This window comes from Candidatus Nitrospira bockiana, assembly GCF_965152565.1.
This window is the reverse complement of the sequence record NZ_OZ224215.1, coordinates 1,009,807-1,031,258: the sequence shown is the minus strand read 5'-3', so window position 1 is coordinate 1,031,258 and position 21,452 is coordinate 1,009,807. Positions and strand designations below refer to the sequence as shown.

The 21,452-nt window shown below is 63.6% G+C and carries 11 protein-coding genes; 2 read left to right on the top strand and 9 right to left on the bottom strand.

Features of this window, described 5'->3' with window-relative positions:
- Nucleotides 1-9: 9 nt before the first annotated feature.
- The 7 genes from ACWHYV_RS05145 to ACWHYV_RS05115 all read right to left on the bottom strand — a co-directional run bounded on the left by ACWHYV_RS05145 (nucleotide 10) and on the right by ACWHYV_RS05115 (nucleotide 16,172).
- The gene (locus tag ACWHYV_RS05145) at nucleotides 10-918 is read right to left on the bottom strand and encodes a carboxypeptidase regulatory-like domain-containing protein (protein WP_447979585.1); all 909 of its coding nucleotides are present in this window, start codon (nucleotides 916-918) and stop codon (nucleotides 10-12) included.
- A 116-nt stretch (nucleotides 919-1,034) separates the two neighbouring features.
- The gene (locus ACWHYV_RS05140) at nucleotides 1,035-5,756 is read right to left on the bottom strand and encodes a multicopper oxidase domain-containing protein (RefSeq protein ID WP_447979584.1); all 4,722 of its coding nucleotides are present in this window, start codon (nucleotides 5,754-5,756) and stop codon (nucleotides 1,035-1,037) included.
- 380 nt (nucleotides 5,757-6,136) lie between these two features.
- Entirely contained in the window at nucleotides 6,137-6,952 is an 816-nt protein-coding gene (locus tag ACWHYV_RS05135; protein ID WP_447979583.1) for an MCP four helix bundle domain-containing protein, read from the bottom strand.
- A gap of 255 nt (nucleotides 6,953-7,207) precedes the next feature.
- Complete coding sequence (locus ACWHYV_RS05130; protein WP_447977119.1) at nucleotides 7,208-8,497, bottom strand: 4Fe-4S dicluster domain-containing protein; 1,290 nt, start codon at nucleotides 8,495-8,497, stop codon at nucleotides 7,208-7,210.
- Nucleotides 8,498-8,621: 124 nt separating this feature from the next.
- On the bottom strand, nucleotides 8,622-12,059 hold the full coding sequence (locus ACWHYV_RS05125; RefSeq protein ID WP_447979582.1) for a molybdopterin-dependent oxidoreductase: 3,438 nt from the start codon (nucleotides 12,057-12,059) through the stop codon (nucleotides 8,622-8,624).
- Nucleotides 12,060-12,549: 490 nt separating this feature from the next.
- Entirely contained in the window at nucleotides 12,550-14,004 is a 1,455-nt protein-coding gene (locus ACWHYV_RS05120) for a sigma-54-dependent transcriptional regulator (protein ID WP_447980687.1), read from the bottom strand.
- A complete protein-coding gene (locus ACWHYV_RS05115; protein WP_447979581.1) occupies nucleotides 14,004-16,172 on the bottom strand; it encodes an ATP-binding protein in 2,169 nt (722 codons plus the stop codon). The genes ACWHYV_RS05120 and ACWHYV_RS05115 overlap by 1 nt, the downstream gene beginning before the upstream one ends.
- 187 nt (nucleotides 16,173-16,359) lie before the next feature.
- Between ACWHYV_RS05115 and ACWHYV_RS05110 the strand changes: the two genes are divergently transcribed.
- Both ACWHYV_RS05110 and ACWHYV_RS05105 read left to right on the top strand, forming a co-directional pair.
- The gene (locus tag ACWHYV_RS05110) at nucleotides 16,360-18,180 is read left to right on the top strand and encodes an APC family permease (RefSeq protein WP_447979580.1); all 1,821 of its coding nucleotides are present in this window, start codon (nucleotides 16,360-16,362) and stop codon (nucleotides 18,178-18,180) included.
- Between the two features lies 1 nt (nucleotide 18,181).
- Nucleotides 18,182-19,222: a PKD domain-containing protein gene (locus ACWHYV_RS05105; RefSeq protein WP_447979579.1), complete on the top strand. Its 1,041-nt coding sequence runs from the start codon at nucleotides 18,182-18,184 to the stop codon at nucleotides 19,220-19,222.
- A gap of 71 nt (nucleotides 19,223-19,293) precedes the next feature.
- On the opposite strand, the gene ACWHYV_RS05100 is transcribed toward ACWHYV_RS05105, so the two are convergent.
- A complete protein-coding gene (locus ACWHYV_RS05100) occupies nucleotides 19,294-20,037 on the bottom strand; it encodes a 2OG-Fe(II) oxygenase (protein ID WP_447979578.1) in 744 nt (247 codons plus the stop codon).
- 465 nt (nucleotides 20,038-20,502) lie between these two features.
- A complete protein-coding gene (locus ACWHYV_RS05095; RefSeq protein WP_447979577.1) occupies nucleotides 20,503-21,444 on the bottom strand; it encodes a hypothetical protein in 942 nt (313 codons plus the stop codon).
- Nucleotides 21,445-21,452 lie beyond the last annotated feature (8 nt).

The window sequence follows — 21,452 nt, the reverse complement described above, 5'->3', positions numbered from 1 at the left end:
GTCCCTCCACTACGGGATTTGGCGTTTCAGTGTCGGAATGATTTCAACGGGTCGGCCGAGTGCCTCGATGCCGAAATGCGGGTTCTCGACCATCTCATGGGCGCTCCGCCGGCCGGTCGGGGCTTTGAACTCGAAGCTCGCCGTCACGGTCCCCTTCGCCGGGACGGTGACGGGTTGTTCGAGCATCGGGCCGGTCTCCGGATGCCAGGCCACCAGCGTGTACTGCCCGGGCGGCACGTCCGGGATCATGAAGGATCCGTTTGCGTCGGTGATCGCGTAATACGGATTCTCGACCGCGATGCCCCAGCTCAGCATGTAGGCATGGAATCCGCACTGCATGACGAAGATCCGCCGGCCTTTGGTCAAGTTGACACGCTCCGTCATCGGTTCACCGGGCAAATGCTCGTGCGTGTTGGCGCCGACTTCCCGGCGATGGTGGGGATTCATCGGAAGCGGAGTATTGAACAGGACGCGAGGCCCCAGATGAGAGGTCTCGTACGCCTGAATATCGTGCATCACGGGGTCCATGTTGACGACGACCACTTCGCTCTGGTTCCGGACCGTCGTGACAAATGGAAGGAAGCGGCAGTCTCTGGCTTCGATCGTCGGCGGGGTAAAATTGAACGGTTTTCCCTCGGGCACTTCGGCCAGCCACACGACCACGTCCTTGAGTCCACCGTCCGGCGAGACGTTGAACTCCTCGAGCAACCGCCAACCCGTTCCGGTCGAAATCCGCCCACAGTACACCGGATCGGGAAACGTCACGAGGTTGAACGCCTTGGGCGTCGGCTTCCCTCCGCTCAACGTCACCTTGCCGGTGATCGTCCCCCCGTCGGTCACGGCAACTGCTTCATAAGCCCATGCCGGCGATCCGATCGCCAGCAGGACGGTCCACACCACTGTCAAGATGATCTGCATCGGCTCCTCCCATCACACCGCATTCCGCTCGGTTCCCATCTTACTCAGAGCCTGGCGAGAAAAAAAAGGGGGAGCCCGAAGGCTCCCCACAATTTTAAGACCTCGAACGGCAGGTCTTACTGCGAGGCCACCGGGATGGCGCGCCGCTCCGGCTCTCCCGCATCGGCCTTCTTCGCTCCGGCCACCGCGCCGCTCAACGGCAGCAGGCGCTGATCGCCGGCCGGCAGCACGCGTAAGTATCCCCACTGACCGGATTGCGAATATGGCAGGCGCTGATTGCTCCAGACGTAATCGCCGGGCAAGCGGTACGGCCCGCCTGCGGACGGCAGGAACGCATCGATGGCCTCGGACCCCGAAAACTCCACGACGCTGATCGCATCGGCGCCGCGGACGAACGGCTCGATCGGCCATTCATGCTTTTCGACGCTGAACATCTGGTTCTGCTCGTTGTTCGCACCGAACACGTGAATGCGGACCGGATCACCGGCGTGCGCCTCGATGATCGGCGTCACCGGATCCTCGGGCTTGTCCGCGGTGCACGGCTGGAACATCTTGCCGAGCGAGCAGCCCGTCTCTTCCCGGTACTTGTACGGCTCCGACCGGTAGTTGACCCCGGTGAGACCCGCCACGTTCTGCACGTATGGCATGAAGCTGGTGCCGATGATGTTGTCCTCGTCCTGGAAGAAGAGCGCGACGTCACGATAGTTCGCCCGCATCTCATTACCAGGAATGGACCGATCGATGATGACGTCGGCCTGCCAGCTGTTCTTCAGCGACACGTCCGCGCCGGTCTTCGGGTCACGATACTTCGAACCCTTCGGTCCGATGATCACGGCCCCGAAGAGGCCGTTGCGCGGATTCACCATCACGTTGCCCCAATCCCACACCAGGGAAGAAATTTCCCCGATGAACGGATCCGCATAGTAGGTGTACGTGCGGCTCTCCCCGGACGCCACGGTCTGTTCGCCCGGGTTGTGACCGACGTTCGCCCCCAACGAGTCCTTGGGATCGAAGGCGAGGGAAATCGCCGAGAAGGAGGCTCGGCTGTTCTTCATCTTGTTCGTCAGCTTTACCTTGATGCAGTCCCCGACGTTCGCACGCAACGTGAGCGGCATCGGCTGTACGCCTTCCGCCACCTTCGTCACGTCCTCCTCGAGGGCGTAGATCTTCGCATCCGGGTTGCTGATCTGGATCTTCCGTTCGAAGTCGACTTCGATGGCCTCCGGCGCCTTCGGATTGAAGGTCATGCTCGGATAATCGAGGGCCACGACGTTGAAGTTCTTCACCGGCGCCTCTTCAGGACATACCGGCTTCGGCGCCGGAATCTCGTTGCGCGCCGAATAGCCGGCCGGAAGCTTTTGAAGATCCGGCTGCTCCTTGTCGTACACCCGGACGATTCCCCAGCCGCCTTCCGAGAACTTGGACGATCGGCCGTTGAAGTGAATGTAGTCGCCGGGTTGCAGCCGCGGTCCGCCGGCCTGCGGCACGACCAAGTCATACCGCTCGGCGATCCCGATGTGGATCGAATTCTTCCGGTTCGCGTCTCCCGCATACCGCTCCGAGAGGAACGTATGGCCGGACAGCGTCCAGGTCATCGTCTCGTTCATGAGGGTGTGCAAGAGCCGGAAGACCATGGTGTCGCCGAGGTACGCGCGCAGCAGCGGCGTATCCGGGTCGCCATGGACGGCGCTGTTGAAGATCTGCGAGGCATCCGGGTTGCTCGCCAACCGCTGAGCGATCGGCTCGGCCCGGAAGTTCAATCCGCTGCCGGTGGTATGCGTCCCGCCGTTCAAGAACGGCATCGGGGACATGTACAGCTTCTCGGGCATCATGAACGACACAGTCTTTCCGGCTTCGAGTGCGACCTCGATGGGTTGGCCCGGGGGATTGCCCGCGGTCACGATGTTGACGGTGTGCGGCACGGTGTCGTGGACCTGCACCATCAACTCGCGGAAGCTGCCGTTCACGCCGTAGCCGACCGGTTCGGCCGTCCGGATGTCGGCGATGGGCCCGCTCCGGATTTCCTTCCCGGTCTTGGGATCGTGATACGTGGACCCCACCGGCTCCACGATCAGCGTGCCGAAGCCGCCGTGCGGCCAGGTGGTGGCTCCGAACGCATGGTCATGCCAGAACACGGTGCCGACGTCCGAGTCCGCCCAGAGACGCTGGCGCACGAACTCGACCGTCACGATGTCGTTCTTCGGGTGATCGAACCGCAGCGGCTTCTGCAAGGTGATCGTGTTGCCCTTGATCTCCTTGATGCGCTGGATTTCGTTCCCCTTCACGTTATCCGCACCGATGAGGATTTCGGTGTTCACGTGATACTGCGCCGCGTTCTTCACCTGGATCGTCCGGGCCCCCTTCTTCACGTCCGCGGTCACGACCGTGTTCATCGGCGCGGGCAGCCCTTTCTTGTTCTTCTTCTCCAGCATCGTGAACGGACGAACCGACTGCTCATAGGAGAAGCCGGTGATGACGCCGTCGGACGCCTGGTTGTCGAACTGCAAGAAGTGCGGATGGATGTTGATCTTCGAGGACTGGAAGTTCGTGTAGTCGTCGTCCTCCCACTCGCTCGTCAGCATCCAGTCTACGCAATCGTAGATGTTCGCACGGTAGACCAGCGGATACTTCAGGTCGTCGTTCGCGCGAATCGCCGCTTCCTCCTCGTGCAGGACGAAGATCAACCCGGTGGGATCGACCACCGGCGGTTCCTTGCCCTGCTTCTTCGCCATCGTGATGGGAAGCTTGATGAAATGGATGTTGTAGTACTTGCGGCCGGCATTTTCCGGGCACAGGCTCCAACGGCCGTTTTCGCCGGGCATGGCCTGCTCGGCCGTCCGTTCACCGTTCTCATCGACGTGGATCGGTTCGAGCCAGGGTGCGCCCACATGGCCCGGTGAGAACATCACCCGCTTCCCGAAATGCGGGCGCAGGTGCGGAAAGGCCACTTTGCCGGTCGTCGGCTCGAAGGTGATCGGCTGCCGCTTCCCGGGTGTCGCGGACTTGTACTTGGGATTGTCGATCGTGCTTTCTTTCTCGGTCATCGCACGATTGCCGTCCCAGACCCAGTCGAGCACGGTCGCATCGTACGAGACGATCTGGCCCTTCTCGTCGTCCTTGTGGCCGGGCTTGCCCTGGGTCGGCAACTGCATTTCCACCCAGTCCTTGATGTTGACCACGGCCGGATTGCTCTTCCAGTTGCTCTTCCCCTTGTCGACGATCTTGAACTGCTTGCCGAACCAATCGACCGTCGTCCCGATCAACTTGTCGGAGGTCACCCCGACCTTCATCCGACCCTTGCGATCCGGCAACTCCCGGAGGTCCGGCATGACGTCGTTGTGGTTGTCTCCCACCTGCAACGTGTTGTACACGCGCCAGTATCCCCACATCCCCGCCACGTAGTGGTGCGCGACGTGGCAGTGGAAGAGGAAGTCACCGGCCAATTGCTGGCACAGGCCTGAGCCGCACTCCGTCTCCAGGTCCAACGCCTCGGATGGACCGATCACCTCGACGTCCACCCGGTCGGTCTTGGCGCGAATGACCGGGTACTTCACCGGCCCGTTCTTGGCCGCGTGCCACATCGGCATCTCGTCGATCGACCGCGGGCTGCGCGGCCACCGAATCGAGCCGCCATGGGGATGGTGCGAATGGAACACTTCGGAGCCGCCGTGGACGAGGCGGAACTTGGCGGGGTCACCGATGTACGAACGCGGGATCGTGGTCGGGGCGTCGCCGAAGGTGTAGGAGCTGTAGCCCATCGACTCGTCCTCGAACCCAAAGTACTCGTGCTGCACGTGCATGTTATTGATGCCGAACGGCTCGCTCCGGTAGTTGAGCGCCCGGCCGCCCGGACGATACGCGTCGGTCAGCGGATCGCGCTGCGGGAGGAACTCGCCCTTTTTGTTGACCGGTCGGAACGCTTCGTCGCCGACCTCATGGTAGATCAGGACGAACTCCCTGAAGTCCGGCCCGGTGCCGTTCTTGATGATCGCTTGCCACCCACTCTTCATCGGGGTGGCGTCGCCCGTCCCGAGAGGATCGAGATACTCGGATCCCTTGGGCTCGACGACGAAGGTGCCGAAGAGCCCCATGACGGTCAATTCGCGGTCGTTGCTGTAGCTATGGAACTGACGGCCGCCTTCTTGCGTGCTTGGGTGGATGTACCATTCGAAGTCCTGGCTCTTGCCCATTTCGACGATCGATTCGGGATTCGTCGTCGTCGCCGGCTTCCCGGTCGGCGCCACGACCATGCTCGAACCGTGGATGTGAAGACTCACCTCTTCTCCGCCCTCGAGCTTGTTCTGAAGCTTGATCTTGACGCAGTCGCCTTGATTGGCGCGGATGACGAGTGGCTGGATCCATTGGTTCTGTAGGCCGTTCGTAACCGCCCCCGGATCATGCCCCTCCTTCTCCCGGGCGGCCTTGTTCTTGGCCTCTTCCTCCCGGACCTTCTCGACGTTCTCCGTCAGGACGTACATGTAGCCGGGGTAGAAATCGAGCCACTGGTTCAGGGAGATCTCGACGTTGATCGCCGAGATGTCATAAGCCTTCACCGGGGCATTGGCGGGGCAACGCCCCCCCTGTGACACCGGTTCGGTCCGGGGATCGGACATGAGCAGCATGTCCTGCCCACCGGCTCCGTACTGGTGCAGCATCGACATGGAGTTGTACATGCCGGTGCTCACCTGCTGGAGCTGCGGATCGTTCAGGATCTGATGCATGATCCGCTCGTGTTGCTGCTCCACCATGGCCGCACGATCAGGACGCCCTTCGAGGGTATCCTCCACCACCGTCTGGCCTTTGAGCTGCTCCGCCCACGCGGGAGTCGTGTGTGCCATCCCGACGTGCTGAGGATGAGCGCCTGGCGACTCCGCGGACGCGGACAGCGGAAGCCAACAAAGCGCTCCCATCGCCGCCAGGCCGAGGACTCGACCGAGACAACGAGAAAAGGAATGAAGGTGATACATGGACCGGCCTCCTTGACTATGTATGGAATAGGAACTGATGAACTACCGGCGCTGTTTACCCTGGCAGGTGACGGACTTCCTCCCACTGGTCTGCGGACACACTCTGAAGTGGAACCAGAGGAGGCACAACGATACTCAACTCGTTTCGCGGTGTCAACCCCGGAATGATTGTTGCTCAGCGCGTCTCTCTCCGATGTAGGACGGTCGGAATCAACGGAGACAAGGCGATGCGGAGAGCGGGACGCAAGGCACTAGCGGGCAGGAGGCAGGAAGCCGGAGGATCCAGGCCCCGTCTTGACGAGGTCGGAGGACTGGTCCTCCAGACGCGACGCGCTCGACTCGTGGGCGGCTTGGGCCAACCGGCCATCGAGCGAGTCGAGACGCTCGGTCGTCTCAAATGATCCCACGCGTCGCGGGAGAAGATTGAGAATGGCGATAACGATGGCTCCGAGGCTCAGGATCAGGGTCGTTTCGTGCAAGCTGCGTGTGCCTTCGTCGCGAAGGTCCTTGGCCACGTCCGTGACCGTCTGGAGCAGCCGGTCCAGGGCCAGGGAGACCTGAATGAGCTTGGGGCCGGCGTTGTCGGCCGCGTGCACTTCGGCTTCGTGCCGCAACTGGGCCGCGGCGGCCGCGGTCGGGGCGTTCCAGAGCTCGATCAAGAGCGTCAGGGTCCGGCTCGCCGACGCAAAGTACGCATCCAAGCTCGCCCGCACGGCGTGCAGATCCTGGGGCTCGCTCCGGCCGCTGCGGGCGACGCGCAGGCTCGCCGCCGCATAGCGGTCCACCGCGTGCTGAATCCGGGAGCGTTGCTCGGCCAACGAGGCCGTGAGCTGCTCGAACTCCGCCTTGGTCGGGCTCTCGAGCGCGCGGATGATCGTATTGCGGTACCGGATCACATCGGCGGAGATATGGGCGAGGTCGACCGCGGCGAGCGTGTATTCCTGATAGATGATTTGCAGATCGGCATCGACTTGGCTCAGGGTGCGGGCGGCCGCGAGCCCCAAGGCGGCGATCAGCAGGCTGATGACGAGCTGCCACGCGCTGACGCGGAGCGGCAGGCGTCTCAAGGGCCGACAGGGGGCAGAAAGGTGGAGCGGCAGACCGCGCACGGCCGTCGTGTCATGGCAAGCGCCTCATTCATACGGGGACGCACGGGCAGGAGGTCGTAGACCTCCTGCCCGGCTTCTGGGCGGCTGGTGACAGCCACTTCACACACGTAGTCATCCAACCCGGCTCGCCTGGCGCGCTGATGATGTGCGCGCCAAGAGAACGCCTCCGGTGACGTTGGGAGGGGCCCTGCCCCTCCCAACCATGGCAACCGATCAGAGCCAATTGACCCGTTCCGCCGGTCTGATGTAGATCGGCTCTTCCACCTGGATGCGCGCCACCTCCTTGCCCGACTTGTTGAATCCCAGCACGGTGTCGTTGTACATCTCAAAGCGCTTCCCGTGGATCTGGGTCTCGAACACCTTCGGGCCCGGAATGACGTCGTACCGGAAGACGATCTGCTGGCTCGCGCGCCACAGCTGCAGCACCGCCAACAGCTCCCGGCTCGGCACCAGGTACTTCTCGATCGCGTTGTCCACCCCCGGCCCGAACATCTGCCGGGCGTAGCCCCGCGGGCTCCACCGCGGCGGGATGTAGTAGCCGTTGGGCTCCGTCCCCCACTGCGGGTACAGGGGCAGCGCCACCTGCTCCACCCGGATCGTGAAGTAGAGCGGGTGCCAGCGATCCTCCGCCCACAGGCCGTCCTCGCCGATGCGCACCAGGCTCTGCATGCGGATCTTCCCCACGCACGCCGCCATACAGCGCGTCTCCATCGGCTCGCCGCCCGTCAGCGGGTCCTTCCCCTCGATCCGCGGATAGCACGCGATGCACTTCTCGCTCACCCGCGTCGTGCCCCGGTACATCGGCTTCTTGTACGGGCACTGCTCCACGCACTTCTTGTACCCCCGGCACCGGTTCTGGTCGATCAGTACGATCCCGTCCTCCGGCCGCTTGTAGATGGCCTTGCGCGGACAGGCCGCCAGACACCCCGGGTACGTGCAGTGGTTGCAGATCCGCTGCAGGTAGAAGAAGAACGTCTCGTGCTCCGGCAGGCTGCTGCCCTGCAGCCGCCACGGCTCATCCCGGCTGAACCCGGTCTTGTCGATGCCTTCGACGATCGCGCGCATCGACGTCGCCGTGTCCTCGTAGATGTTCACGAACCGCCACTCCTGGTCCGTCGGGATGTAGCCGATCGCCGCCTGGCCGATCTTGGCCCCCGCGTCGAAGATCGTCATCCCTTCGAACACCCCGTACGGCGCATGGTGCTTGCGCCCGACGCGCACGTTCCACACCTGCCCCCCGGGGTTCACCTGCTCGATCAACTGCGTGATCTTCACGTCGTAGAACTGCGGGTACCCGCCGTACGGCTTGGTCTCCACGTTGTTCCACCACATGTACTCTTGCCCTTTGCTGAACAGCCACGTCGACTTGTCCGCCATCGAGCAGGTCTGGCACGCCAGACACCGATTGATGTTGAACACGAAGGCAAACTGCCACTTCGGATGCCGCTCCTCGTAGGGATAGAGCATCTTCCGCCCCAGTTGCCAGTTATAGACTTCCGGCATGGTTCGCTCCTTTCAGTCGCTTCAGTGCTGAGTTCCGAGTCCTGAGTGCTGAGTCTCCGTGCCGGTGTGCCGAGTCCCGAGTGTCTGGACTCAGGACTCAGCACCCAGCACTCAGCACTGAGTGCTACACCTTGATCTTAATGTGCTCCCCCTTGAGCCACTTGAGCATGAACTCGTTCTCCTGGCCCGGGGTGAACCCGGTCCGGACCGGCTCCCAGGGGCCGCGGGCGCCGATGCCGCCGTCCTCCGCCTTCGTGATGCGGATCAGACACTCCTTCGGCACCGTGTTGACCCCGTGGTGGTCGATCTGGAAGCCCCACTTGAACTTCCACGCCACCGCGTGCTTGCCCGGCAAGCTGTCAGTCATGTGCATCGGCATCAGCCAGGAGCGCGTGAACGACTGCTGCGCTCCGTACCGGAAGTTGCTCTGATACCCGGTATCGACCGCGATCGCGCGCCCGTCCGGCCGCGTCTCGTGCCCCTTCACCGACTTCGCCGTGGAGACGTACGGCGCGTGCTTCGCCATCGTCACGTGGTACGGATACGCCGGGTTGTACTTCGCCCGGATCATCAACCGTGCCACCTTGTAGTACGGATCCGAGGGCTTCCAGCCGCGGTACGGCCGGTCCACCGGGTTGCCGTCCACGAACACGTAGTCGCCGTCGTTGATGCCCCGGTCCTTCGCCGCCTGCGGGTTGATGTGCAACTGGTGCTCGCCCACCCCCGGCGTCCGCTTGTCCATCCGGTACGGATCGCCGAAGTTGCTCTCATAGATCTGCACCCAGTCGTTCACCGACCACTGGCTGTGCACCCGGTGCCGGGTCTTCGGGGTCACGCAGTAGAACTGATACCCCTTCTCCCACAACGGGTTGCTCTGCCGCTTGATCTCCTGCCACGGCAGCTTCAGGTTCCGCACGTGCTTGTCGTCGTGGTGCTGCGCCGTGATCGGAATCCCGTAGTCGTCCGGCCGGATGTACGGGTTCGTCGAGAAGATCGCGTTCGGCAGGTACGGCGTGGCTTCCGGCCCTTCGCGGTGCACGATGAAGTTCTCGCCGTACTCGATGGCCTCCGGCTCGATCCGATAGGTCTCCAGCCGGCCACATCGCGTCCACTGCGGCTTGCTCTCGTTGACCTCCTCCCACAGCGGATGCCGCGGATAGGTCCGCGTCATGACCATCCAGCCCTTCTCCGACTTCAGCATCGTGTCCGCGTTGTAGCCGTAGAACGTGCTGCTGGCGTCCAGCATCCGCTGCACGTAGACGTCGACACGGTTGGCATAGACGAAGTGGAAGACCCCCTTCATCCGAGCATCACCCGTCATCTCGGTCAGCTTGGCCGCGACGCCGGCGAACGTGTCGCCGTCGTTGCGCGTGTCGTACAGCGGCCGGATGCCCCCCTTCCAGATCTGCACCCACGGATTGGAGACCGTGATCGTCATCTCCGGATAGGTGAACTCCATCCAGCTGTTGCACGCAAACGCCACGTCCGCATGGTTCACGTCGGACGTCATCTCAATATCCTGCGTGATGATGCACTCGATATTGGGATCGACGTTCTTCACCATGTCGTAGTGGTGCTTGGCGTTGTTGAGCACGTTCACGTTGGTCACCCAGCGGAACTTGCTCGGGGTCGGCATGTGCGTCTTGCCCGTGAACACCTTGCGCCCGTACTTGGGCGTGTTCACGATCAACGCCGTGTCGCCGTGGTTCCAGAAGCCCACGTCCTCGCCGTAGTAGTACGACTTGGTCTTGATCTCCTTGCCGTGGGCGTTGGGATCCAGGGTCAGGTTGAACGGATCCTCGCCGGTGTGCACCGCCAGGCCCGCGCCCGACCACGGCGTGGCCGTCCACGCGCCCGCCTTGTAGTTGCCGGCCCAGGTGTGGCAGCCCGTCCCGAACTTCCCGATGTTCCCGGTCAGGATCAGTACGAAGGCGGCAGCGCGACCGTTCTCGGTCATGTGGAAGTAGTGGCAGACGCCTTCGCCGTTGTGGATCGCCGCCGGCTTGATCGTCCCACTATCACGTGCCCACCGCACCAACAGATCCTTGGGCGACCGGGTGATCTGATGCGCGGTGTCCAGGTCATAATCTTGCAGGTGCACGAGATACATCTGGTAGATCGGCATCACGTCGACTTCCCGGCCGTTCAGCAGCTTGACCCGATACGTGCCGGTCAACGCCGCGTCGATGCCGCTGTTGAAGTAGTGCCAGCCCACCTGCTCCCGATGGAGCGGAACCGCCTGCCCCTTCGCGAGGTCCCAGACCATCATGCCGCCCAGCCGCTGGATCTGCTCGGGCTTGAGAGACTGAATTCGTCCCGAGTAGCTGTTCGAGAAGTCGGGGAACTGATAGTCCTTCACGACATCCCGCGGATCGAGGTACTGCAGCGTGTCGGTCCGCACCAAGAGCGGCATATCGGTCTGGCTCTTGATGAAATCGATGTCCTGCAGATTTTCGTCGAGGATGATCTTCGAGGCGGCCAAGAAGATCGTGGCGTCGGATTGCGGCCGGAGCGGGATCCAGTAGTCGGCCCGCGTCGCGGTCGGGTTGTATTCGGGCGTGATGACCACGCACCGCGCCCCTCGCTCGATCGATTCGAGCTTCCAGTGGGCCTCCGGCATCTTGTTCTCGACGAAGTTCTTGCCCCAGCTCGTGTTCAGCTTGCTGAAGCGCATGTCGGAGAGGTCGATGTCGCAGTTCTGGGTGCCGTTCCACCACGGCTGTGCGGGGTCCTGGTCGCCGTGCCACGTGTAATTCGTCCAGTACCGGCCGCCCTGCGCTTGATCGGGGCCGACCTTTCGAATGAACGTGTCGACCAGCGGCAACACACCGCCGTTGAACCGGGTATTGAACATCTTGCCGACGATGCCGAGCACCGGCATGCCCGCGCGATGCTTGAAGCAGCGCGTCCCCGCGCCCTTCATCATCTCGATCATCTCCGGCGGATACCCCTGCTCGCGCAACCGCCGCGCGCCCGCCTCGCCGCTGTACCGCGTGGCGATCAGAATGACGGCTTTCGCCACATAGGTGAAGGCGGTGTCCCACGACACCCGGAGCATGTCATCCAGATACCGGCTGTCGAATTTGTATTTGCGCTTCGTCTCCGGAGTCAGCTCCGGTGAGCCCGCGTCCATCCACTCCTTCCACCCCCGGCGCATCAACGGGCCCTTCAACCGATACGGCCCGTACACCCGGCGATGGAACGTGTACCCCTTCAAGCACATCCGCGGGTTGTGCGCGAACGTCCCGCGGTTGCCGTACAGGTCCTCGTACGTCTGGTGATCGTAGTTCTGCTCCACCCGCATGACGACGCCGTTGCGCACGAAGGCACGAATCCGGCAGCCGTGCGTGTCGTTCGGCGAGCAGCACCAGGTGAACGAGGAGTCGTACCGATATTGATCGTGATAGACCCGCTCCCAGGAGCGGTCCGGATAGTCCCCGAGGGGATTGCCCACCTCGATGACCGGCTGCAAGGCCGTCAGCGCCAGCGCCTTGTCGGCAATGGCGGCCGCCGCGACAGTCCCGGCCGTGACTTTTAGAAATTGACGACGTGAAAGAAACATTGCGAAAACCTCCTTGCGGTTAAGCTCTGACTGCCGACTCACATCGATCCTTCAACGTTCGACCACCCCCTTCCGCCGACCAACGGATCCGACGCTACCGGTCGGGCGGAAGGAGCTTGAGCAAAACCAGGACCACGGGCAGGGGTGGTGACCAAAATCCTCGCGATGTGAAACAACTTGATAATTCAGGAAAAAGAGGAACAAGGCCGAAGCGAAAACGGTGCGAGCCGGCCGGGAAAACTAGACCGAAGCACACCGAAATATGCGAGCAGAATTCGCGGAAAGAAAACCGGGCATTTTCAAACAGGTTAGGACGGGCATACAAAATTATGCGAGGAGGGAAGACCGACAGAATGGACGATTGTCAGGACGGAACTCCGCCCGAATCAGGATGGAAGGCTGCTCAGTGTCCGGAGAAGGTAACAGCTTGGGGAACGCGCGTCGCGGAGAGTCGCCCGAGCCAGGCGCGCCTGTAACGGCGGAGATACGCCTAGCTCTTTTCGAAATCCGGCCCGAGGTACCGCTTCATCAACAGAGAGAAGTGCTGGCGCGGAATCCCGGCCTCTTCGGCGGCCTTCGAGATGTGGCCGCCGTGCATCGCGAGCTTGGCCTTGAGATAGGCCGCCGTAAAATCCGCCACCGCCTTGCGCTTCGCCTTCATGTAAGGCTCCGACGCGTACGCCTGGTCGGCAGCCCCCGATTTCCGGCTCGACGGCAGCAGTTCTCGAATCTCATCCAACCCGATCGCGTCCCTCGACGACAACATGACGGCCCGCTCGATCACGTTCCGGAGCTCCCGCACGTTGCCGGGCCACCCATACGAACTGAGCTCGGTCATGGCGGACGCCTCGAGGTACCGGTTCGGTTTGCCCATCTCGCGGGTAAAGCGGCCGAGGAGGTGACGGGCGATCACCGGGATGTCGTCGCGGCGGCTTCGTAACGGCGGCACACGGACCACCAGGGCGGCCAGCCGATAGAAGAGGTCTTTCCTGAATTCCCCTCGGCGGACTTTCTCTTCGAGGTCCTGATTGGTCGCGGCGATGAAGCGCATCTCCACCCGCTTGACCCGCGTCCCGCCGACCGGCCGGACCTCGTTTTCTTCGAGGACGCGCAGCAGCTTCGCCTGCATGGCCAGCGGCAGCTCCCCGATCTCATCCAGAAACGCCGTACCGCCGTTGGCCAGCTCGAACAGGCCCGGCTTGTCGGACACCGCGCCGGTGAACGCCCCGCGTACATGCCCGAACAGCTCGCTCTCCACCATTCCTTCGGGCACCGTGGTGCAGTCGATCACTTGAAACGGCTTGTCATGCTCCCGGCTCTGCTCATGGATGGCTCGGGCGATCAATCCCTTGCCCGTTCCCGTTTCACCCATGATCAGCACGGTGGCACGCCCCTGAGCCGCCTCTCGGATCCGCCGCAGAATGTCCTGAAACGCCGAGCTCGCACCGACGAGCGTCCCGGCCGGCATATCCTGCTGGACGATGCGCTCGAAGGCCGCGTGCCGACGGACGATCTCCGAGAGCCGGATGGCGCGGTGCAGCCGCATCCCAAGATCGACCGGGTTGACAGGTTTGAGAATGTAATCGTACGCGCCCCGGCGCATGGCATCGACGGCCGTGTGGACGCCGCTCATCCGGGTGACCACCAGAACCGGCAGGTTCCGATCGATCTCCTGGATATGGCTCACCAGGTCCAACCCGCTCATCCCGGGCAACACCATGTCGGTGATGACGAGATCCACCGGCTGCTCGTTGATGCACGCCAGCGCGCCTTCGGCCGTCGCGCGGATTTCGAGCCGCACCTCTCCTTCGATCGCCCGCAGATCCGCCTGTTCGATCGCATGCAGCAGGATCTCCGTATCGGAGGCGTTGTCTTCGACCAGGAGAATGGTGAAGGGCGTCATCGCGACCGAACGATAGTGGGTGTCGAGGGCCGGCTCTGCCATCACGCAGGTCTCCTGGCATCGTGCATGGATCGCGGTCGTTCGTCGGCGGCGACGGCGGCATTGGAGGTGACCGACGCGGATCCGGGTTCCCGCGACGACGGTGAACGGGCGCGGCCGTTAGCTTCGCCCATCGGCTCGGCGGTCGGATCGTCGCTGCACAGCGCACCGAGTGCGGGCAGCGTGAACTTGACGACGCACCCGCCGCCGTCCCCGGGCTCGATCCACACCCGCCCGTCATACAGCTCGACGATGCGGCGCACGATCGCCAATCCGATGCCGCTCCCCTTCGGACCGCTCGGGTTCAGCCGCGTGAACGGCAGGAACACCCGTTCCCGCTGGGCCTCGGGCACCCCGGGGCCGTTGTCCGAGACGAAGAAGCAGACGCGATCCCGGACCCGTTCCGCCCCGATGCGGAGCATCGGCCTCTCCTGCTGCGCGGTGAACTTGATGGCGTTGGAAATCAAGTTGTCGAAGATCTGCCGCACGTATGATCGATGACAGGCCACGATCGGCAAGGCCGGGGCCACGTCCACGCGGGCCCGATTCGAGGCCAGAGCCCCGGTATGCTGCTTGAGCACGTCGGCGATGACACCGGCCGGGTCAACGGCTTCCACCGGGTCGTCGCCGGACCCGACCCGTGCAAGGTCGAGGATGGCTTGGACGCGCCCGGTCAAGTCCTTCCCGTTTTCTTCGATCAGGGCCAACCACCGCGCCCCTCGTTCATCGAGTCGCCCGCCGTACTCGGTCATCAGCATCCCGGCCAAACCCTCCATCCGTTCTCCGGGGCCCTTCAGATCGTGCGCAAGCGTTTCGGCCAAGTGCTCCAATTGCCGCAGCCGAAGCCGCAGACCTTTGCCCTCCTGTTGGGCCCGCTCCAACAGCCGGGCGTTGGAGATCGCGCTGGCGGCTTGATCGGCGAAAGCTTTGCTCAGCTCCACGTTCCAAGCCTCCCGCGGCACCGCCCGCTCCATCATCAGGACGAGAACCCCGAAGGATTCGCCTTGGGACAACAGGGGAACGGACAGCATGCTCTCGCCGAACCGATTGCGCCGCTGCACCTCGGGCCGCGCATCCTCACGGAGAGACTCACCGATGGTCGGCTCCCGGGTTTCGAACGCGCGCACGGAAACCGGGAGCTCTTCCCACAGAAGCACCGATTTGGAGAGCTGGTCATGCCAGTCCTTGGACGCCGCCTCGACGACCCAGCACCCCATCTTCTCGTGTCGCGAGAGGACGAGGCACAGGTCCACGCGCAGAAGCTGGGCCGCCGAGTCGGTGATCCGGCGCAGCACGCCGTCGAGGCCGTCCGGACCGATACGATTGATTTCATGTCCGATCGAGACGATGGCTTGGAGCTCCTGAATCTGACGGAGGATCCGGCGGGCCATGTCCTGGAAGGCCTGCCAGAGATCGCCGATTTCGTCTTTCGAAGTGATCCTGGCCGCCAGCAACTCCGCCTCCTTGCCTCCCGTGACCCCGAATCGAATCAACGCGCCCCTGAGCCCGACCAAGGGCGCCGTGATCGAGCGCGAGAACAACCGGACGCCGAGGCCCCCCAGCAGTGCACTGCCGATCACCAGCGCCAGTAATCCCCAAAACGTCGTCTTGGCCGAGTGCGCTTCGTCGAGGTCGAACCGCTCCAACTCGGCGTCGAATCGATCCTCGATCTCGCGAAACTCCGCGAGGACGGCGTCGGACAACTGAAGCCCCTGGCCGGACTTCACGTACGCGAGCACTTCGGACAGGCGTCCCTGCTTCACCTGGGCGAGCAGGAGCCGCTTCGACTCCACCAACCCCTTGAGCCGCTCACTGGCATCCCGGAGCTCCTTGTCGATCCCGGGGACGGCGTCCGAATAGCGAATGATCCGGGCCGTGATCTCGGGAATCCGCGCCTCCGCTTGGTCGAGCGGCGCAAGAAAGGTTTCGTCCTGGGTGAGCAGGTACCCGCGGAACGCGTCCTCGGCATCCACGGCCAGTCGACGGAGGACATGGGTCTGCTCGCGGGCCAGGAGGATGTGATGATGCCGGTCCTGCAGGGCGAGGAGGTGATTGGCGGCGCTGAGTCGAACGCCAAGAGCCGCGATGACGGGCAGGAGGACGATCAGCAGGATCGACCAGACCTTCTCAGACAAGCGGCGGGCCGACCACCATTGCGCGATGCCGTGCATCCTCCCCTCCGCGTAAGAGAGTCGCTGTCAGCATGCCGGACCCTCGGACTGGAGTCAAGCACGACCCTCGACGCAGGCGCCTCAGCCGGACACCGGCGAGCGAACCCATGCCGCCACCCTGGAGCGCCAATTTCGCCCCTTCATCGAATCTTTACAGTCACCGCCGCTCCTGTGCGATAATGCCGCCATGGTCCTGAAGCGCTGGTTGGTTGGGCCGGCCCTGAAGACCGCACAGGCCGCTCACGAGCGCTTGTCCAAGCGCCTCGCGCTCGCCGTCTTTTCCTCCAACGCGCTCTCCTCCATTGCCTACGCGACAGAGGAAATTCTCATCGTCCTGGTGCTGGCCGGACCAGTCGCGCTCGGCTGGTCCATCCCGGTCAGCCTGGCGATCGTCTTCTTGGTCGCCATCCTGACGATCTCCTACCGGCAGATCATTTACGAGTACCCGCAGGGAGGCGGCGCCTATACCGTCTCTCGATCGAACCTCGGCGAGTGGCCGGCGCTCCTGGCGGCGGCGGCTCTGATGATCGACTATGTCTTGACGGTCGCCGTCAGCGTGGCGGCCGGCGTCGCAGCGATCACGTCCGCGATGCCCGTCCTGTTCCCCTATCGCGAGTCCCTGGGCCTGACCGCCGTGATCCTCCTGGTCATCATCAACCTCCGCGGCGCGCGGGAATCCGGCCGGATCTTCGCATTCCCGACCTATCTGGCCATCGGGGCGCTCGGGCTCATGATCATCGTGGGCTTGATACACATGCTGCTGGGCACGGCGCCCACCGCCGCGGCAGCCGTGCCCAGCTCCACCCAGACCATGGAAGCGGTGACCTTCTTCTTGCTCCTCCGCGCCTTCGCCTCGGGCTGCACCGCCGTCACCGGTATGGAAGTCATTTCCAACGGCGTCGCAGCCTTCCGGCGCCCCGAGTCAAAGAACGCCGCGCTCACCATGGTGGGCATGTCGCTGATCCTCGGAACCCTGTTCATGGGCATCAGCTTTCTCGCCTACCAATACGGCATCGTCCCGCGGGACGACGAAACGGTTGTGTCGCAGATCGCCCGGCTCACGTTCGGCGGCGGGCTGCTGTACTACCTGGTGCAAGGCTCGACCATGCTGCTGTTGATCTTGGCGGCCAACAGCAGCTTCGCGGGGTTTCCACACCTCGCCTCGATTCTGGCCCACGATGGATACATGCCGGCCCAGATGAAGAACCGCGGGGATCGGCTCGTCTTTTCCAACGGCATCGTCATCCTGGGGGTGCTGGCGGGGCTCTTGATCGTGCTGTTCCACGGCGAAACCCACGCCCTCATTCCCCTGTACGCCGTCGGGGTCTTCATGTCGTTCACGCTCGCGCAAGCCGGGATGGTGCGATACTGGAAGACCAAGGGCGACGCGCATTCGGGCAAGAAGCTCCTCATCAACGGAATCGGAGCGTTCGTGACGGGCATCGCCACCCTGGTCATTGCCGGCACGAAGTTCATCCACGGCGCCTGGATCGTCATCGGTCTGCTGCCCTTGCTCATTGCCTGGTTTCGGGCCGTCCATGCCCACTACGTCGCGGTCGAACAGCAGATCGGGCTGACCCGGGACCATCGTCCTCCGCGGCCGCGGCGCAACACCGTGATCATCCCGATCAGCGGGGTGAACCGGGCGGTGCTGCGCGCCCTCGATTACGCGCGCAGCCATGCCTCCGACATCCGGGCGGTGTTGGTGGACGTGGACAAGGAGGACACGGCGCTGACGGAGATCAAATGGGCGCAGTGGGGGTGCGGGGTCCACCTCGTCGTCCTCCCGTCTCCCTATCGCTCGGTCCTCGGCGCCCTGCTCGACTACATCGAAGAATTGCTGCAAAAGGATCCCGAAGGCTGGGTGACGGTCGTGATCCCCGAAATCCTGCCCGCCCGCTGGTGGCAAAACATCCTGCACAACCAACGGGCGTTGATGCTCAAGGCCGCGCTGCTCTTCAAGGAGCGCGTGATCCTCACCGATGTCCCCTTCCATTTGGAGCGATGACATGGTCAGACCCTGGCGACCCGCTGCGTCAATCGTCGGTGTGCTCGCGTGGACCCTGGTGCTCCCCGCCGTCCCGGCAGCCGCCTTCAACCTGGTCACGCCGAAGGAGGGAGCGCAGCTGACGTCCGGGGAGCGGATTCCCGTCAAGGTGGACCTCGGCCGCGATACCGGCGTCGTCGAGGTCCGCTACTATTGGTACGGAGACCTGGACGAGACGCTGGTCGAGAAAGAAGAGGCGACCTCGGTCGGGTCCATCGTCGCCAAGGCGTCCCTCACCGCCGCGGCGGACAGCGACCCGCCCTACGGGGGACAGGTCCAGGTGCCGCCGGAGGCGATCGGGCCGATGCGATTGCTTGCGGTCGGCGAGATCTCCCGGGGGCGCTTGGGCGGCCGATCGGTGTTCGACGAGATCATCGTCCACGTCGAGCCGAAGGCCGAGCTCACCGCGATCGAGTTCGAAACGGAAAAGCCCCTCCGGCTGGGGCGCAGCGGGCAAAGCGCGGACTACGGCCATGTCGATGTCCTGGGCAAGATCTTCGAGTTGCCCGTGGTCGGCGTGTTTTCGGACGGGATCGTCCGGACGATCCGCTCACCCGCCACGGGCACGGCCTATCGCTCATCCGATCCGAACGTCATCACGATCCATCCCCAGGGTCTGCTCCAGATCGTCGGCAACGGGAAGACGACGGTGACCGCGACCAATCGCGACAAATCGGCGGACCTCGAGATCATCGTCGAGGTCAACGACGAGCCGAACGAGCCGCCCATCGCCGATGCCGGTCCGAACCGAACGGTGAAGGCCGGGGCGCGTGTCGAGTTGAACGGGTTGAAGAGCCGCGACCCCGAAGGGGAGGCGCTGTTCTATTCCTGGAGCCAGGTACGAGGCAATAAGGTCGCCCTTCTCGACCCCAATATGCCGAAGGCCTCCTTCGTCGCCCCCTTCGTGTCCGAGAAACGCCTGTACCGTTTTCGATTACGGGTCAGTGATCGCAAGGGCGCCGAAAGCTTGCCCGCCTACGTGGACGTCACGGTGGAACCGTAGCTCGTCTTTCTTCGGCCCGAGGCCGCTCGTGCGGGCACGGGGAGGCATCGGGATGCTCTGCTCGGGGTGAATCAGGCAGGATCCGTCACGGTCATCGCCGCCGACACGACACCGTGGGACGCGACCGCGCGAGGAGCTTCGTGGTCCTCCTGAGGGAAATCCGCGTGCTCCGTCATGAGCCATCCGGCGATCGAGAGGCGGCGGGCCGCCCCGCTGATGGGATCGACGCGGCAGACCCGATGGTATCGCGGGACGGTGAACAGCACCAACGAGCCGGGCTGCGGGGCGATGCAATGCGAGACCGACAATTCGGGCCGTCCGCGGCCGTTGGCGCCGCGCTTCGCCGAATAGATGATCAATTCCCCGCCCCAATCCGGTTCCCATCGATCGTGGACATAACTGACGAGCGCCAACCGCCGGAGCGGCGGCTTCTTCATCCCGTACTCGTGCGGCTGAATGGTATCGTCGTGCGTCAAGAGACAATCGCCGGCTGCATAGGAGTAATAGCTGAAGCTCATGTGCCGGCGTGAGATGTTCGGAAACGTTTCGATGTACGTACCGACGCAGGCCAAGCTGATCCGCCGGCAGAACCATGCCGCCTCGGCGGCCCCGATGTCCGCCTTGATCCAATTGCCGCAATTGGGGAAGGACGCTCGGACCACCGGCAGGTCGTCGAGCGACTTCCATCGGGCCGCCGCCATGGCGCCTTGAAATCGCCTGCGCTCCTCCGCGCTCCAAAAATCCTCGATCACGAGCACCGGATCATCGGTAAAGGAAAATCGGGCGGGATCAAATGTTCTCGCGTTCACCTTCATGACGACTCCTTCCGTGCGTTCACGCTGGGCGACGGGCAAACGGCACAAACGCACGCAAGAGAGAGGCCAATCACCGGTTTCGACGACGTCCCACCGCTCGGTACGTAAGCCGTCGATGTATCAGCTTATTTCCACCTCCTCGTAGCGGGTTCCGGCGCAAGACGGACCTTGGACGGTACCGAATGGCATAGGGACCTATGCGCCACGGAACGACCGGGGCAAATCACCTGCGGCAACAGCGCCTTCGCCCGCTCAAAAAGATATTCGCCTGCGCGCCGAACCCACTGAGCCGTTCAGTTTCGCCTGGCGGGGGCCGCACTGTGGGGCCAGCCTGTAGCAGACCGGTAACACTGATTAGAACTGGAGTGGGTTCGGAAAAAGGCAGGAACCGGCTCGCCTGGTCCTGTAGCGTCGTCGATACACCGCGACCGGCACGGAGGGCGTGACGGAGCCGGGTGGGCTATCTCAGCGGCCGAACAGGCGGAACAGATCGATCATGACCTTCCCACCGTAGGTGGGACCTTTGTCTTGCCCGTTGATGCTGTCGTTCCAGGTTTCGAATGTGAAGAATCCGACACGGAGGGCGACGGACGCGAACTGCTCCTCGATCGTGCTCCCGTTGGACGCAACGAACAGACCCGAGTCCACGGTGTAGGTGAACTCGATTTCCCACAACGGCCGCGACGGGTCGCCGCGATAGTCCCCGATGCTCATCGAGGCCTGGACGAGAAACGATTCCGGCGCCACCTCGCGATACGCCGCCCCCGACCAGAGCCGACTGTAGCGACCGAGCGCAGAGAAACGCACCGACCGAAGGACGATCGCGAGCGGGCTCGTCTCGGCCGGATCCACGCCCACGAGATCGGCGAGCGCGAGCCGGCGGACACCGATCCGCGCAAACACTTCCTGGTACAGCGACCCGGCGGAAAGCCCCGCGCCCGCGAACGCCGTTCGTGGACGACCGAGCACCGCGGCCCACCGGGTGACGGACCCATCGAGCATGAAGTCCGTCGCGTCCCGAAGGGTCCCCACCGGGACTCTCTCGAACCCCAGCCAGCGATGCACGCCCTCGTTTTGGATGGCGCGACTCGGCTGATCGCGGGTGGGTCCGGCCCCCACCGTGAGATTGGTGCTCCATCCATCGAATCGGGACGGGAAATGCGTCCAGCTCAGCGTGGCGAAGTTGAAGCCGGCTGTTTCGCGAATCTCGTTGTACCGATGGCGGGCGGCGTTGAACTCGGTGAAGCGGTTCAGGGTGTAGCCGGCGTCGAGAAGCGGAGTCTGATCGGGGTAGCCCATCGCTCCCCAATGGATGCCGGGAGCCGGCGTCTCCGCCCGGACGGGCCGTGGCGACGCGCTCAGGACAACAGACGACAGCAGCAACAGGAGCGAGATGACCCGAACCATTCTCGAGC

What these genes read in the sequence shown, in the direction of transcription:
- ACWHYV_RS05145 (WP_447979585.1), bottom strand. Translation starts at nt 918, where the DNA reads ATGCAGATCATCTTGACAGTGGTGTGGACCGTCCTGCTGGCGATCGGA.
- ACWHYV_RS05140 (WP_447979584.1), bottom strand. Translation starts at nt 5,756, where the DNA reads ATGGCACACACGACTCCCGCGTGGGCGGAGCAGCTCAAAGGCCAGACG.
- ACWHYV_RS05130 (WP_447977119.1), bottom strand. Translation starts at nt 8,497, where the DNA reads ATGCCGGAAGTCTATAACTGGCAACTGGGGCGGAAGATGCTCTATCCC.
- ACWHYV_RS05125 (WP_447979582.1), bottom strand. Translation starts at nt 12,059, where the DNA reads ATGTTTCTTTCACGTCGTCAATTTCTAAAAGTCACGGCCGGGACTGTC.
- ACWHYV_RS05120 (WP_447980687.1), bottom strand. Translation starts at nt 14,004, where the DNA reads ATGGCAGAGCCGGCCCTCGACACCCACTATCGTTCGGTCGCGATGACG.
- ACWHYV_RS05115 (WP_447979581.1), bottom strand. Translation starts at nt 16,172, where the DNA reads ATGCACGGCATCGCGCAATGGTGGTCGGCCCGCCGCTTGTCTGAGAAG.
- ACWHYV_RS05110 (WP_447979580.1), top strand. Translation starts at nt 16,360, where the DNA reads ATGGTCCTGAAGCGCTGGTTGGTTGGGCCGGCCCTGAAGACCGCACAG.
- ACWHYV_RS05105 (WP_447979579.1), top strand. Translation starts at nt 18,182, where the DNA reads ATGGTCAGACCCTGGCGACCCGCTGCGTCAATCGTCGGTGTGCTCGCG.
- ACWHYV_RS05100 (WP_447979578.1), bottom strand. Translation starts at nt 20,037, where the DNA reads ATGAAGGTGAACGCGAGAACATTTGATCCCGCCCGATTTTCCTTTACC.
- ACWHYV_RS05095 (WP_447979577.1), bottom strand. Translation starts at nt 21,444, where the DNA reads ATGGTTCGGGTCATCTCGCTCCTGTTGCTGCTGTCGTCTGTTGTCCTG.